The organism is Bifidobacterium erythrocebi, from assembly GCF_012932675.1.
Lineage (GTDB): Bacteria > Actinomycetota > Actinomycetes > Actinomycetales > Bifidobacteriaceae > Bifidobacterium > Bifidobacterium erythrocebi.
Map to the genome: position 1 here is coordinate 74,723 of NZ_JAAIIF010000018.1, position 15,650 is coordinate 90,372.

General features: G+C 63.0%; 8 protein-coding genes and 1 pseudogene. 4 read left to right on the forward strand and 5 right to left on the reverse strand.

Annotated features, from left to right (window positions below; translation table 11 throughout):
- Nucleotides 1-310 precede the first annotated feature (310 nt).
- Nucleotides 311-2,035 (reverse strand): ABC transporter permease, encoded by a 1,725-nt coding sequence (locus G1C98_RS08640; protein WP_240944992.1) that lies wholly within the window; start codon nt 2,033-2,035, stop codon nt 311-313.
- Nucleotides 2,036-2,715: 680 nt separating this feature from the next.
- Between G1C98_RS08640 and G1C98_RS08645 the strand changes: the two genes are divergently transcribed.
- Both G1C98_RS08645 and G1C98_RS08650 read left to right on the forward strand, forming a co-directional pair.
- The gene (locus G1C98_RS08645; RefSeq protein WP_169080810.1) at nt 2,716-4,194 is read left to right on the forward strand and encodes an amino acid permease; all 1,479 of its coding nucleotides are present in this window, start codon (nt 2,716-2,718) and stop codon (nt 4,192-4,194) included.
- Between the two features lie 152 nt (nt 4,195-4,346).
- Nucleotides 4,347-5,357, forward strand: a complete 1,011-nt coding sequence (locus G1C98_RS08650; RefSeq protein WP_169080811.1) for an asparaginase — start codon at nt 4,347-4,349, stop codon at nt 5,355-5,357.
- Between the two features lie 163 nt (nt 5,358-5,520).
- Here G1C98_RS08650 and G1C98_RS08655 read toward each other — a convergent pair whose 3' ends face one another.
- Nucleotides 5,521-7,701 carry a heavy metal translocating P-type ATPase gene (locus G1C98_RS08655; protein ID WP_169080905.1) on the reverse strand — a complete coding sequence of 727 codons (2,181 nt, stop codon included), beginning with the start codon at nt 7,699-7,701 and terminating at the stop codon, nt 5,521-5,523.
- A 361-nt stretch (nt 7,702-8,062) separates the two neighbouring features.
- A complete protein-coding gene (locus G1C98_RS08660) occupies nt 8,063-9,934 on the reverse strand; it encodes a S1C family serine protease (protein WP_169080812.1) in 1,872 nt (623 codons plus the stop codon).
- 305 nt (nt 9,935-10,239) lie between these two features.
- Between G1C98_RS08660 and tgt the strand changes: the two genes are divergently transcribed.
- Together tgt and G1C98_RS08670 are read left to right on the forward strand one after the other, a co-directional pair.
- The gene (gene tgt / locus G1C98_RS08665) at nt 10,240-11,541 is read left to right on the forward strand and encodes a tRNA guanosine(34) transglycosylase Tgt (RefSeq protein WP_169080813.1); all 1,302 of its coding nucleotides are present in this window, start codon (nt 10,240-10,242) and stop codon (nt 11,539-11,541) included.
- A gap of 191 nt (nt 11,542-11,732) precedes the next feature.
- Nucleotides 11,733-13,646, forward strand: a complete 1,914-nt coding sequence (locus G1C98_RS08670; RefSeq protein WP_169080814.1) for a S8 family serine peptidase — start codon at nt 11,733-11,735, stop codon at nt 13,644-13,646.
- Between the two features lie 264 nt (nt 13,647-13,910).
- Here the strand turns inward: G1C98_RS08670 and G1C98_RS09395 are convergent, their stop codons facing one another.
- Together G1C98_RS09395 and G1C98_RS09400 are read right to left on the reverse strand one after the other, a co-directional pair.
- Complete coding sequence (locus G1C98_RS09395) at nt 13,911-14,720, reverse strand: dicarboxylate/amino acid:cation symporter (RefSeq protein ID WP_335341306.1); 810 nt, start codon at nt 14,718-14,720, stop codon at nt 13,911-13,913.
- Nucleotides 14,721-14,808: 88 nt separating this feature from the next.
- Nucleotides 14,809-15,405, reverse strand: a pseudogene (locus tag G1C98_RS09400) (dicarboxylate/amino acid:cation symporter); the annotation flags it as partial.
- Nucleotides 15,406-15,650 lie beyond the last annotated feature (245 nt).

Sequence of the window (15,650 nt, forward strand, 5' to 3'; positions counted from 1 at the left end):
GCACTGGCATGCGTAGCCGGATGCGGGCGACGCCCGGAAACAGGCCTGGGTACGGGGCACGCTGACAGGCAGACACTCAGCCCAGAGAATCAGGCTGACGGATAATCAGCCCGGCAGAGGAGCAGTCCGGCGGACAATCAGGTCAACAGGCCACCTGAAGACCGGACAATCAGGCAGACAGACCGTCAAACAATCAATCAGGCCGGCAGACAATCAGTCCAAAACTACCAGTCCAAAACTGCCAGACAACCAAACGCCAGACCACCAGCCAAACGCCAACCAAACGCCAGAAAGACAACCCCAACGCCACCTACCGAAGCCGCAGGGCGCGCAGCACATCCGTACGCACGTAGGTGGTGATGTCGGCCGTGGTGACCCAGGTTTTCCACGGCGTGTGCTTGGTGGCGATGGTGATTTTGCGGTAGTCGCGCATACGATAGCCGAGCCGATTGAAGTAGTAGTCGGGGAAATCGGTGTCGCCGATTACGAATTCGGGTTCGCCTTTGGCCGCGCAGGACTTGATCTCCTGGTTCATCTGCGCTGCCGTGGGCACCTGATTCGGCTCGTAGGACCGACCGCGGTACGTGCAGTCCAGCAGACCGTGCGCGGCATCGTGCGACGAACCGTCACGCACGCGCCCACGCACATGCCCGGAGGCGGAACCACGAGCAGAGTCCTGTGCGGCACCGCGAGCGAAATCATCGAAATACGGGTTAGCAGCGATCACGGCCCAGCTGTAGCGATGCGTGTCTTCCTGACGCGGCGTATGACTGCCGTCCGGCCACGTGGTTTCAGGGAAATAGCGCCAGAACGACACCCAGCGGTCATGTTCAAGACCGTTGCGTTCGACGAACGATGCGACGGCGCGCGCGCCGGAATAGTCGTACCGCACGTCGCAGGCGGCAGCGGCGACGTTCCAGCACAGGCTCGGCAACAGCAGCACGACGATCACCGCATTGCGCAGGGCAGCAGCATTGCGCACGCCAGCCGCATTGCGCCACCGCGAACCGGCATCGCTTGTAGGATCGCCTTTGCCACCGCGCCTGAACAAACCGCAGCCCTCAATACGCAGCCGCAAGCGTTCCGGCATATCGGCGGCTTCAAGCGGCCGGTCGCGCAGCACAATCCACCAGTCCGCCACAAGCAGCGCGAACAGGATGCCCAGGTGATGCATGCTGAAGTAGCGCACCGCGCACACGGCGAACAGCAGGTACGGCACCAGCAGGATGTCGAGGTCGCCGCGCCGATGCGCAAGACGGATCAGCACCGCCCACACGAGCGCCGACAGCACCACGCACACCACCATGGGCAGCACGCCCAGCCGCATACCGTGCAGCGACACGTCGCCGGCGAACGAGGTGAACAGGCTTTCGGACGGCAGCACCAGCCAGAACATCAGGAATTTCGCGACAATGGAATTGCCGTTCGCGCCCGGCGTGGCACCGAACGTATCGGGATACGGCAGGATGCACACGGTCAGCACAATGCCCGCGACCATAAGCACCAGCCATGCGGCGAAACGGTGCGGATCGGCAATCAATGCACGCAACGACCGCGCTTGCAGCACCGTGCGTGCGACCCAGACCAAGGCCACGGCACAGGCGAGCGCGATGCCGTAACTGCTGGTGCAGCACAGCAGCGTCAGGCTGAGCGCAAGCCTCCATGGGTGCTGGTCGCGTGTGGCCCAGCAGTCGGCCACCAGGAATATAGCCGCGCACATCAGCGCGTATGGGCGCGAGGTGACGCCGTACTGGAAGCACATGAAGTATGTGAACGGCAGCAATGCCACGGCCACCGGCGGGAACGGCGCACGGAAGATCAGCAGTCCGGCCATGAGCGCGGCACAGGCCAGCTGTATGCCTTTCAGACCGATTTCGTAGGGCACGCCGAGTTTCGCGGGGATCGACAGCATGAGCCACCACAGCGGCGGGTGGCCTTCGTAGTGCGGACGGACCAGCAGAATGTCGTGGAAGGAGGCGTCGCGGGCGATGAGCCATGATTGCGCTTCGTCGAACCATGGTTCGTGGAATGCCATCACGCACACCACTACGGCGAAATAGACGGCGAAGGCGAAGCCTCGCCAATGGCGGTGCAACATGCGATGCAGTGCGGATGGGGTGGATGATGCGGACGATGCAGAAAAAGCGGAAGATGCGGACGGTACGGACGGTACAGCCGATGCGGACGATGCGTTGCGCACACACGACTGCGTTGATGCCGCCGCGCCAGCCGACATTGCCGACGTTGCCGACATTGCCGACACTGCCGATTCCGCTGGTTCCGCCGCTTCCCCTGAACCCATAGGCTTTACCGTCGCCTTCGTCTCCGCGCCGACGGCCTGTTCCCCAACTCCCATATCACGCCCCTCACGCAATCACGCAGTAGTCGTTTCAGCTTCTCTCTGATGTACTGACGTATCAAGTACCTGTATCAGTAAGCACGCGATGCACGCGCATGTCAAGCCAAAGCGTCATATCGGATGGTCGCACCGAACATGGACGGTTCCGACCGGTCTGCCTGGCCGCAAACGGCTTGGTTGCAAGCAATCCATATAATGACCCTGCTATCGCGATGATGGGACGTGGTGGAACGTTCGACGGGATTCGATGGGCACCGGCGCAACGGTGCCGGCGGCAATGTCGCGGCAACACGACGGCAGCACCATGGCAGCACAGCGCAACAGAACACAGAAGAAGAAAGAAAAGAGAGCAACAAGTGAGCGACGCAACACCGCGCAACGCGGTCAAGCAAGACAAAAGCGACTCCGGGTACGCCAAGGACCTGAAGCCGCGTCATATCCAGATGATCGCCATCGGCGGTTCCATCGGCACCGGCCTGTTCCTGGGTGCCGGCGGTCGACTGTCCCTGGGCGGCGCCGGCCTGGCCTTCGCCTACGCGGTGTGCGGCATCTTCGCGTTCCTGATGGTGCGCGCGCTGGGCGAACTGGCGATCCGCCGCCCCTCCTCCGGCGCGTTCGTCTCGTACGCACGCGAGTTCCTGGGCGAGAAGGGCGCGTACATCACCGGCTGGCTGTTCTTCCTGGACTGGTCCGTCACCGTGATGGCCGACATCACCGCCGTGGCCGTGTACTTCCACTACTGGAAGGCCTTCCAGAACGTACCGCAATGGCTGCTAGCACTGTGCGCGCTGGCGGTCGTGTTCGTGCTTAACATGCTGAGTGTGAAGATGTTCGGCGAAGCGGAATTCTGGTTCGCCGCCATCAAGGTGGCCACGATCATCGCGTTCATGGTCATCGCCATCTGGGCCATCGTCACCGGCGCCCCGGTCGGCTCCTCCCACGCCGGCATCGCCAACATCACCGAGCATGGCGGATTCTTCCCGAAGGGCATCCCCACCGTATTCGCCCTGACGCTCGGCGTGGTGTTCGCCTTCGGCGGCACCGAAATGGTGGGCGTGGCCGCCGGCGAAGCCAAGGACGCGCAGAAGGTGCTGCCCAAGGCCATCAACTCGATGATCATCCGCATCTTCGTGTTCTACGTGGGTTCCGTGGTGCTCATGGCACTCGTGCTGCCGTACACCGCCTACTCCGCCAACGAATCCCCGTTCGTCACGTTCTTCTCCGGCATCGGCATTCCGCACGCCGGCGACGTGATCCAGGTGGTCGTGCTCACCGCCGCGCTCTCCTCCCTGAACGCCGGCCTGTATTCCACCGGCCGCACCCTGCGCTCGCTTGCCGTGGCCGGTTCCGGCCCGAAGTTCGCCGCCCGCATGAACAAGCATCACGTGCCGTACGGCGGCATCATCATCACGTCCGCGCTGGGTCTGATCGGCGTGGTGCTCAACGCCGTGCTGCCGGGCGACGCGTTCGAGATCGTGATGAACCTGGCCGGCATCGGCATCGCCGGAACCTGGGCCGCCATTCTGGTCACGCACCTGGCGTTCCTCAAGAAGGTCAAGGCCGGCGAGGAGACCCGCCCCGCGTACCACATGCCGGGAGCGCCGTACACGAACTACATTTCGCTGGTGTTCTTCGCCGTGGTGGTGCTGTCGAATCTCACCAGCGCGTCCGGCCGTTGGACGCTGGCCATGTTCGCGGTGGTGGTCGTGGCCATGATCGCCGGCTGGTTCTATGTGCGCGGTCGCATCGACGGCAATCTGATGGACGAGATGCTGGACGATAACGGCAACGATGTGCCCGACGTGCTGGAGACCACGGAAACCCCCGGCAAGTAAAGCCGGCCGATCGGCAGGGAATCGATTGGCGATAGGCCGATCATCCGAATCGGCGGTACAGTGGACGGCGGAATACGAAATCCGCCGTCCACTTGCGATTCGGCGGCAGGAAACGGCAGAAAGACTTCGACAAGACTCCAAGGAGGTAGACCTTGCGCATTCACATCACATACACCGGCGGCACCATCGGCATGATCGATTCGCCGAACGGGCTGGTACCGGGCGCGGATATGCGCGGCTGGCTGCTTCGTCTGCTGGAAGACGCGCACATGGACAGCAGCCTGTTCTCGTTCACCGAGCTCAACCCGCTGATCGATTCGTCGAACGCCACGCCTGCGAACTGGCAGACCATGATCGACGATCTCAACGCGCACCGCGATGAGGCCGACGCGTTCGTGGTGCTGCACGGCACCGATACGATGAGCTATTCGAGCGCCGCGCTGTCCTACGCGCTCACCGATTTCGGCAAGCCGATCATCTTTACCGGCTCCCAGCATCCGCTGGGCAAGATCGAGTCGGACGCCACCGCGAACGTGACCGGCGCATTGAACGCCGCGATGAGCGCGCGCATGCACGGCGTGGGCCTGTTCTTCGGCCATCATCTGTTCGCCGGCAATCGTGTGAGCAAGTCGTCAAGCTGGGCGTTCGAGGGCTTTTCCGCGCCGTCCACCGGCCCGCTGGCACGCACCGGAACGCCGTGGCACTGGTATGCCGGCGCCACGCTGGCTGGCGAGGGCTGGAAGAACCCCAAGCCGTACACGCGGCATGATGTGGCCGTGATCGACATGGTTCCGGGCATTACCGCCGCACGTCTTGAGGCGATGCTCACGCCGCGCCCGGAAGCTGCGATACTGCGCGCGTATGGCGTGGGTGATGTTCCGAGCGACGAGCCGGGGCTGACCGATGTGATCGCCGATGCGCTTCATGACGGGGTGCCGGTGATCATCGCCTCGCAGTGCCAGCAGGCGGAAGTGCTGTTGGGGCATTATGAGGTGAGCGACGCCATCGCGCGCGCCGGTGCGATCGGTTCGGGCGATATGACGCTTGAGGCCGCGTACGCCAAGGTGATGTTCCTGCTGTCGCAGGGCGTGGAAGGCAAGGATTTCGCCGACTGGATGACTCGGTCCATCGCCGGCGAGATCTCTCCTGCCTCCACGCTGTAACCGGTAACCGGCATCGCAGGCCGCACTCCAGCACGAAGGGCACGTCCATCATGTTGCATGGACGTGCCCTTCGTATTATCTGGCACTACTTGGTATTGCTGTATCGCTCAGCGCCACCCGGCATTACCCGGCACCGCTCGCTGATGCCGCTCGCTGGTTCCGCTCAGTCCTTGTCGACCAGGGCGGTGAGCGCCCACAGGATGCTCACCACGTCGATGGCCTCCTGCAGGAACGCGCCGACCACCACCGGAATCAGGTTGAACGCGGCGCACAGCATCGCGATGATCGACAGCGACAGGCCGATGACCACCGACTGCAGCATGATGCGCTTGGTACGGCGCGAGATCGCGATCGCACGCGGCACGCAGGCGATATCGTCGTTCATGATGACCACCTGCGCCGACTCGGACGCGGCGGTGGACGTGCCGTCGGTGATGGCCATGCCGATGTCGGCGGAGGCCAGCACCGGGGCGTCGTTCACGCCGTCTCCCACCATCATGGTGATGGAGCGCGTGATCGATTCGCCGGTCAGCTTCTGGATGAGGCGATCCCACCACGGCTGTGCGGGCGGCTCCTCCTCGGAGGCGTTCCTGACCGCAGCGAGCTTGTCTTCGGGGAACAGCTCGGCGCGCACGTCGTCGATGCCGACCTCCTTGGCAATGATGTTGGCGGATGCGGCCTTGTCGCCGGTGAGCATGGAAAGGCGCTTGACGCCGAGGGAGCGCAGGCGTTCCAACGATTCCTTCGCATTCGCACGCGGGATGTCCTTCATCACGATGCGCGCGGCGAGCCGGCCGTTGACGGATACGAATGTGGCCATTTCGTCGGCGGCCAGCGGCGTGGTGAACACGTCGGCGGCATTGTCCGGCACACCCTGCTCCCCTTCGGTGACGTAGGCGTAGCGCCCGACGCGGATCCTACGCCCGTTCACCATGCCGCTCAGGCCCTTGCCGGAATCCTCGGTGACGCCCTTGACCACGGGGTGCTCGATGTCATGCCCGTCCCAGTCGGAACCGGGCAGATGCCTGCCGTTGCCGGCGTACCGTTCGGCCAGTCGTGTGATCGCATCCTTGCCCGCACTCACGATGCCCTGGGCGAGAATGTGCACCGAGTATGTTTCCAGCACGCCCGCGGACAGCAGGATCACATCCTCGTCGAGACTGTTGTCGCCGGTCATGCCGTCGGCCTTCGCACCGTCGCGCATATCCACACGCACCACCTGCGGCTTCTTCACGGTCAACGTGCCGGTCTTGTCGAAGAAGATATGGTTCACGCGGCCCAGGGTTTCCAGCACTTCCTGCGCCTTGATCAGAATGCCCGACTTGGCGAGACGGCCCGTGCCGGCGATGTAGGCGACGGGGGCCGCAATCAGCAGCGGGCACGGTGTGGCGATGACCAGCACCTGTGCGAAGCGCATCGGCACGCCGGAGAAGATCCACGCGAATCCTGCGATGAGGAACGAGACCACGGTGAACGGCACGGCCAGCAGGTCGGCCACGCGCACGACCGTGGCGCGGGAGCTTTGCGCGGAGGAGACGAGTTCGAGAATGCGCTGGTACTGCGAGTCCCGTGCCAGCTGGGTGGCGCGCATGGTGAGCGTGGACGAGCCGTTGATGGCACCGGACAGCACGCGGGCACCGGCGAACACTTCGCGCGGCACCGGTTCGCCGTTGATGTTGCTCAGGTCGAGCGTGGCGGAGTCGGACAGCAGCTCGCCGTCGACCGGCACGGTTTCGCCCGGCAGCACGACCAGCACGTCGCCCATGCGCACGTTCTCGACCGGCACGGTTTCGAAATGAGAGCCGGAGGATTGGATCTCGTCGAGTTCCGCTTCGGAGACGGGGCGGAATTCGCCGCTTGCGGTGCTCTGCCAGCCGGAACCGTTGACGTGCTTGGCGTTCGAGCCGATGCCGGGCAGGTTCACCACGTGCGCGATGACGGGGACGGCCTCCATGAGCGCGGTCAGATTGCCTTTGGCCTTGTCCTGCGCGTATTCCTCGATCGCCTCGCCGGAGTACACCATGAGCACGATCGCCCAGCCGGCCCAGTATTCGCGTACCGCGATGGTCGACAGGATCGCGACGATCACCAGCACGTCGACGCCGACATAGCCTTTGCGGATGTCTTCGATCATGCCTTTGAGGGAGTCGAACACGGTGTAGACGACCAGGGCGATCACGATCCACTGGCCGATCGAGGGGTTCACGCTCCAGAAGAAGTCCTTCCAGGGCCGCGTGTTCCAGAGCAGGGCCACGGGTAAGGCCGCGATCACGGTGATGGGCAGCATCGGTACGAGCCTGCATGCCCTGAGGATTGTGGTAAAGAATGACGATATACGTTTCATCATTGCTCCTTACGCTGCATCGGTTCCGGTTCGCTGGGGTGACAAGGGTTTCAGGTACGCGAACGCGGAGTATTGCGTCACGCCTTGTTAACCCATCGGCTGCATTGCCGGCGCATATGCGCTCAACGTACGGTCCGATACACGGCGTAAAGATTGCCATTTTCAGTTGTTGTTCAGTTGTGTTCCAGCTGTTTCGCAGCCGGGTTCGTTCCAGCGTATCAACGCAACGTGCCTTGCGCAACTTCCGGGGAAATCGCACAAGGCACGTATCGCTAAAGCCCGTAAGGCCTTCTGCCTGCTGGGGTTTGCCAGTGCCAGCCCAGTCGTTTACGGCTTGGCTGGCACGACACGCCCGTGGGATTTACCACAGGCTGAACGGGAAGCCGTCGCTGTTGCCGGAACCGTCCGAACCGTCGGAACCGTCCGAACCGTCGCCGGAACCGCCCTGACCGTTCTGGTCATTCTGACCGTTCTGATCGTTCTGGTACTGGTTCTGGTTGTTCGACTCGGTGCGGTTGGAGCCGTTGACCTTGTCTTCCTGCTGGTCGAGCGTGACGTCCACGTTCATGGTCTTGCCGTCACGCACGATGGTGAGCGTCGCCTTGTCACCAAGGGCCGCCGCGCGCACGAAGCCCAGCAGGGACGACGTGCTGTTGACCGCATGGCCGTCGAACGCCACGATGGTGTCGCCGGACTTCAGGCCGGCCTTGTCCGCCGGACCGCCCTTGACCACGGCGTTGCCGGTGGCGCTGGAGGTGATGCGGGCGCCGGCGCGGGTCACGCCGTCGGCTTCGACCGTATCGGTCTTGACGGTGACGCCGAGCGCCACATGCTTGACGGAGCCGTTCTTCACGATTTCGTCGGCCACGCGCTTGACCAGGTTGGACGGGATGGCGAAGCCGATGCCGATGGAACCGGAGGAGCTGGAATCGGAGGACGAGGAGCCCGCGGTGGCGATGGAGGAATTGATGCCGATCACCTCGCCGGCCGCGTTGAAGGTCGGGCCGCCGGAGTTGCCGGGGTTGATGGCCGCGTCGATCTGCACGGCGTTGGTGACGATGTTGTTGTTGTCATCATCCATCACGGTGACCGGGCGGTTCAGCGCGGAGACGATGCCCGTGGTGGCGGTGTCGTCGTAGCCGAGCGGGTTGCCGACGGCCATCACGTTCTCGCCCACGGCGAGCTTGTCGGAGTTGGCGAACTTCACGGCCTTCAGGTCGCTCGGCGGGTTTTCAAGCTTGATGACGGCGAGGTCGGTGGTGGTGTCGGTGCCCACGACCTTGGCGGAGTACATCTGACCGTTGCTCAGCGTGACGAGGATCTTCTGCGCGCCGGAGATCACATGGTTGTTGGTGACGATATCGCCGTCGGTGCTGATGATCGCGCCGGAGCCCTTGGCGATGCCGTTGCTCAGCGTGGCCTGGATGGCCACCACGGAACCGGAGACCTGCTTGGCCACGGCCTGCCAGTTGGGCGCTTCGCCGGACTTTGCGGTGGCGGAACCCGAACCGGATTCGCTGGAGTTGATGCTTGCCATGGAGCTTGTGGTGGGCACCTTCACCGCGCCGCTGGTGATCGCCGCATAGCCGACGCCAAGGCACAGGGCCGCGGACAGGGCCGCCGCGATGACCGCGGTGAGCACGGTGGTCGTAGTGCCGTTGTGCTTCTTGCCGTTGATCGGCGCGACAGGCTGGCCGTTCTGCCCGCCCATGCCGTTCTGCGGGGGAACCGGCGGGACGGCACCGCCGAAGATGCCGAAGCGCTGCGTGGGGCGGCCGTTCTGGCTCTGCGCATTCGGATTCTGCGCATTCGGATTCTGCTGGCCGGCGAACGGGTTCGGCGCGAGGAACGGGTTGCCGTTGTTCTGCGGGGTCTGCACCGGCTGGGTCGGCTGCTGGATCGGCTGAGTAGGCTGGGCCGGCTGGGTGGGAACGGGGCCATAGGCGCCGTATTCGGGAGCGGGGCGATACTGGCCGTAGGCGGGCGCGGCGGCGTTGCCTGCCGGCGCGGATGCGAAGTTCGTGGTCTGTTCGGCGTCGGCGGACGGCTCGTTCACCGGTGCGATCGGCTCGGTCGGTGCGGCATCGGTCTGCGCGTCCTGCGTATTCTGGGCGGCCTCGCCCTGCGCGGCTGATGCGATGTTCTGTTCATCCTGCGTAGTCGCCGCAGGTTCGATATGCTGCGTGGCCTGCGGATCATCCTGCATGTTCGGGGAGTTCTGCTCTTCAGCCATGTTCGCTCCTTAGAGGGTTGACGATGCGATTGGCCGCTGCTGACCTTCAGCAGTTTCATCGCCAACGCGTTTTGCTACCTAAGAGTAAAGATACCTGTTCTGGATGTTTCCTGAACGTTTATTGGAAGCCACGTTCAAATCCGCAAACAGTATTCCCCATCGCCTTCATCGCCACCGGCATAATGCGCACGGAACGCCGGCAAACCTTGCAAGACCGCCCATCATGCGCTTATCGGCCAACAGCGCAACGAACCCGCCGCACCCGGTCGCGCCGTTGTATCGCCCATTCGCCTAAAGTGAAACGCATGACTGATCTTGTGGAACACCCTCTGGGCGCGGAACCCGGCAAACCCGGCGATCGCAGCGCATTCTCCTTCGAAACCATCACCCGCCTGCCCGATGCCGCAGACGGCAAGGGGCGTAACGGCGCACGCTACGGGCGCACCGGCATCATCCACACCCCGCACGGAGACATCCGCACCCCCGCCTTCGTGCCAGTCGGCACCCAGGCGGCCATGAAGGCCGTGCTGCCTGAGCAGATGCGCGACCTTGGCGCGCAATGCCTGCTCGCCAACGCATTCCACCTGTTCGAACGCCCCGGCGAAGACGTGCTCGACGCGGCCGGCGGCCTGGCGAAATTCATGAACTGGAACGGCCCCACCTTCACCGATTCGGGCGGCTTCCAGGTAATGTCGCTGGGCGTGGGCTTCAAAAAGACGCTCGCCATGGACGTTTCCGGCATGAAATCCGATGACGTGATCGCCAAAGGCAAGGAACGCATGGCATGGGTGGACGAGGACGGCGTAACGTTCAAATCCCCGCTCAATGGCGACCAGCACCGATTCTCCGCCGAAATCTCCATGGGCATCCAGCACAAGCTCGGCGCCGACATCATGTTCGCCTTCGACGAGCTCACCACGCTCATGAACACGCGCGGCTATCAGGAACAGTCCGTGGAACGCACCTACCGGTGGGCGCAACGCTGCGTGGCCGAGCACAAGCGGCTTACCGAGGAACGGCTCGGCAAGCCGTATCAGGCGTTGTATGGCGTGGTGCAGGGCGCGAACTACGAGGATCTGCGCAGACGTGCGGCTTCGCAGATCGCCTCGCTGGACTTCGACGGCGTGGGCATCGGCGGCGCGATCGAGAAACGCATCATCGGCGACACCTGTGCGTGGATCTGCGACGAGATGCCGGAGAACAGGCCACGCCACGTGCTCGGCATCGCGGCGGTGGACGACATCTTCGCCTGCGTGGAGAACGGCGGAGACACCTTCGACTGCGTGGCCCCGGCCCGCTGCGGCCGCAACGGCGCGATCTTCACACGCCACGGACGCTACAACATCAAGCGCGCGCAGTTCAAGTTCGACTTCGGTCCGCTTGAGGAGGGTTGCGACTGCTACACCTGCACGCACTACACGCGCGCCCACGTGACACATCTGCTGCGCGCCCGCGAATTCAACGGATTCACGCTGGCGACGATCCACAACGAACGATTCTTCGTGAAACTGCTCGACGACATCCGCGCCTCGATCGACGGCGGCTACTTCGAGGAATTCCGCGACGAGACGCTCGCGAAGTTCTACGAGAACGGTTCGAAGGGCTGATTCGCACCGGCCATTGGCCCCATTTGCCATCACGCCATTTCCTCCACACCACTCCTTGGAAAGCGGCACGGAGCCGTCCCATATGACGGACACTGTGAGACGGCGGTTTTGCCGGAGCATGTCGTGCCGTTTACCCTTGCCTAGGGAGCCGCTGTGGGCATCCCGTTCCCAAAGACGGAGGATATTTGGGCATGATGGTGGGAAGACATCTGAGGAGAACTCTGTCCGCTGTAGCGGTCGCGGTGGCGTGCGTGGGCTTGTGCGCGCCGTCGGCCTTGGCGGACGACGGCGTGGATTGGCGTATCGAGGACATGGGCGTGCGCGGCGCGTGGTCCGCGGGGATCACAGGCAAAGGCGTGACTGTCGCGGTGATCGACACCCAGGTCGTGGCCGACCATCCCTCGTTGCAGGGCGCGGACGTGGAGTATCGGCTCGCGCTGGAGACCGGAACCTCATGCCAGGACGAATACGATTCGTCGCGTGTGATGCACAAGCCGGGCGATGTGACGCTGTCCACGTCGGACGGCTTCTACAACACGCACGGCACGGTCATGGTCAGTCTGATCGCGGGCAACGGGAAGGGATATGACGATGGCATAGGCTATCAGGGCATCGCCCCGGATGCGCATGTCATCGCATATCCGCATAGCTTCACTAAAGCCGGCCCTACAAGTGGCATTTTCGCGCTCGGCCACCAATGCGTGGCGGAGGATGGACAATATGCCGATTTGCCTGAGACATCGTTGGCCGACGCCGTCGACTCAGGAGCCCGTGTAGTCAACATGTCATACGGGGATTTTGGTTTCAACGATTCTCATGGTCCGGTGGCTCTGCATGCAATCCGGCATGGCGTGATCCTCGTGAGCGGACGCAACAACGACATAGACCCCGGCCTGTACGATCTGGTGGGTAATCCGTTGAGTACCAACTATTTCCCCGGTACGGTGACGACGAACTCCATCGGCCGGGATGGGAGCATCTCGAAGGTGTCGGACACAATGGACGGAAATGTGTCGATTCTAAGTCCGGGCGTCGGTATCCCGGCAGCTGGGCAGACGGACTCGAAAGAGACTATCTTTGCGGAGGGTGGCACGTCGAGCGCCACGGCGGACTTGACCGGATATCTCGCTTTAGTACTCCAGAAGTGGCCGGACGCGACAGGCAATCAGGTATTGCAGTCGCTGGTGCGCAACACGAAAGGCAACGATTCCGGCGAGGCGAAGCTGGATCCGGAGCACAAGCGCGGTTTCGGCGAGGTGGACTTGGAAAAGCTGTTGAGAATGGATCCGACCGCGTACCCGGACATCAACCCTCTGCTCGAATGGGCGGTGAAAGCCAGCGAGGAGCATGAGGAGACGAAAGGCTTGTATACACGTTTCCATGACATGTGGAAAGAGGGAGGAGCGTTCGACACCGACCCGTTCTCTCCTGAAGGGGAAAAGATCGAATGCTCGTATCTGTGTAGGCTGATTGGCAAGGAAGCCCAACGTGAGAAAAAGGCTTGGAAGAAGGTCGAGCAATGCCGGAAGGACGGAGGCTCGGACTGCATGAAGTATTCCGCGACGGCGACGGCAGACAAGGCGGACCGCGAGGGCGGCTGGGACGATGTGAAGGCGGAGTATGGCAGGCCGTCGTCGAAGCCGCCCAAGTCGGATGAATCGGACGAAGCAGACGAATCGGACGGTTCGCTTCTGCCGCCATGGTTCGTGCCGGCCGTAATCGGCGGCCCGGCCGTGCTGACGGCCGCGCTGTTCGGCGGAATCGCGCTGGCCGTAACGCACGTACGCAGAAAACGCAGGCGCGCTGCGGGAACCGGGGCCACGCCCGCCGCAAACGGCTACTACGTGGCCGCGGGTCCTACACCCACGGGGCCCCTCGACACCGGACAGCTCGCAAGCATGGCCGCCGACGGTACACTCACCGGCACCACCCCCGTATGGCGGCAGGGAATGGATGGCTGGCATCCCGCCGCCACCATCGCAGAACTCGTCCCCATCCTCCAGACCGTAGGCACGCCCACAGCAGGCAACCCCTCGGCGACTATGCCACAAGCAGGTGCGCCACCGGTCAGCAGCCATCCGGAGAGCACACCGCAAGCACGATAGCCGCGCCGCCTGCAAAGGGCAATGAGCGCATCGTGGGGGTTCAACTCCCCCGCTCGCACGAACAAGAAAAACCGGAACCTGCGGGGTCCGGTTTTTCGCATCCAGCCATCGTTGTGCAGATCGTGCGCTTTCCTCCACACCCAAGCGCGCCCCATCCCACGTGCACCGCGCTTCAACGTTCCGTTCCGAAATCGAACCGCGACGCACGCAAGCATCACGCATTGGATCACATGCTGGGGCTCACACAGGAGCTAACGCATCCCCTCACTGCTTCGGATGAGCGTGAATACCGCACAGATCCTCGCCCTGACCGGCGAGCGCGTCGTTCGGGGAAATGCTGAGCGAAACGCTGCCCTCAGAAAGGCCCAACTTCTGCAGCGAAGACTTCTCTTCGTTCTCCGCAGCTTCCGCCGCTTCCACTTCCTCTGCCTCTTCGTCCTCGGTGAACTCCTTACGGCCGTAGTACAGATCCTCATCAAGCTGATTCTCCGTCTTCGCCACGATCACCGCGGTATTCGCCGCACCCGCCACGTTCAGTGCGGTACGTCCCATATCGGCGATCTGCGAGATAGGCTGCGTGATCGCGATGAACGGCACGGGAAGCCCTGCGGCAGCGAACAGCGAGGTCGCGGTGATCGTAGCCGTTCCCGGCACGCCGACAGTGCCGATGGAGACCAGCACCGCAAGCACGACCAGGAACAGGTATTGCGCCACGGAATAATGCAGTCCCTGGGCGTTCACCGCGAACACGGCCAGCAGCACCGGCCACACGCCGGCGCAACCGGGCATGCCGAGATTCGCGCCGAGGCTGGCCACGAACGAGGCCACGTCGCCCGGAACGCCGGCGCCACGCAACTGGCGTACCGTCACCGGAATGGTGCCGATCGAGCTTTCCGAAGTGAACGCCACAACGCCCGCAGGCCAGAACGCCTTGAGGAAGTAAATCGGGTTCAGTCGCGTGAATCCGGCAAGCAGCAGCGGCTGTACGACGAAGAGCTGCGGCAGCATGGCCGCATAGGCCACAAGCAACACGGCAACCAATGGCAGCAGGGTCGTAAGGTCGCTGTTGCTCACCGCGGCCGCGATAAGAGCCAGAACCGCGTACGGGGGTCAGGCCGACGATCAGCTGGGTCGCCTTGGAAAGCACCACGTTGCCGGCGTCGATGAAGGTTTTGAACGGTGCGATCGCATTATGCGCTTTCGCCGTCACGTTGGCGGAATTGTAGGCGACCGCGATCAGGATGGCGAACAGCACGATCGGCACGACCTGGTTGTTCACACAGCTGTCCGCGATATTGCGCGGGAACAGTGCGACGATGGTGTCAAGCACAGCGGGAACATCGCGTTGCTTGTAATCGCCCGGCAGCGTGTATTTGAATCCGCGGCCAAGATGGATCGACTGCGCGATGCCCAGCGTGATGAGCGCCGCAGTGGCGGTGTTGAGCAGCAGGAACACCACCGTTTTCAGACCGATGCTTTTCAGCCGGACGGATTCGCCCAGGTTGGTGATGCTGGACACGATGCTGAAGAACAGCAGCGGCACCACAATGGCAGTGATGGCATTGGACCACACCGACCCCACCGCGCTCACGAAATCCGTATGCCCCTTGAACACCACTCCGAACACGATTCCCAAAGCGGTCGCGATCAGCACTCGCGGCGTGAATCCGGCTTTCTTCGAAATGCTCAGCCACGCCAGGCCCGCGAACAGCACCACGGCGACGCCCAGCGCCAGCCAATTCCATGCGATATCCGACATTATCTATCCCCTCTCTCCATCTTGTTGACGATTGATTTGTGTTGGACCAATTCGGTTGCCTCATCTCGGTTGCCTAATGTAGGCGAGGGGAACAGTGGCACACGCGGCACCGTTATCGTTTTGTTTTAATAAAAACCAATATGTTTTATAAAAGCCAATAGGATTGCGCCGTTCTTGCGTTCAGCCTTGACGTGCGCTCTTACTGTGCGCTCTTGACACCTCGGTTTGGGCAACCTGAACATGCT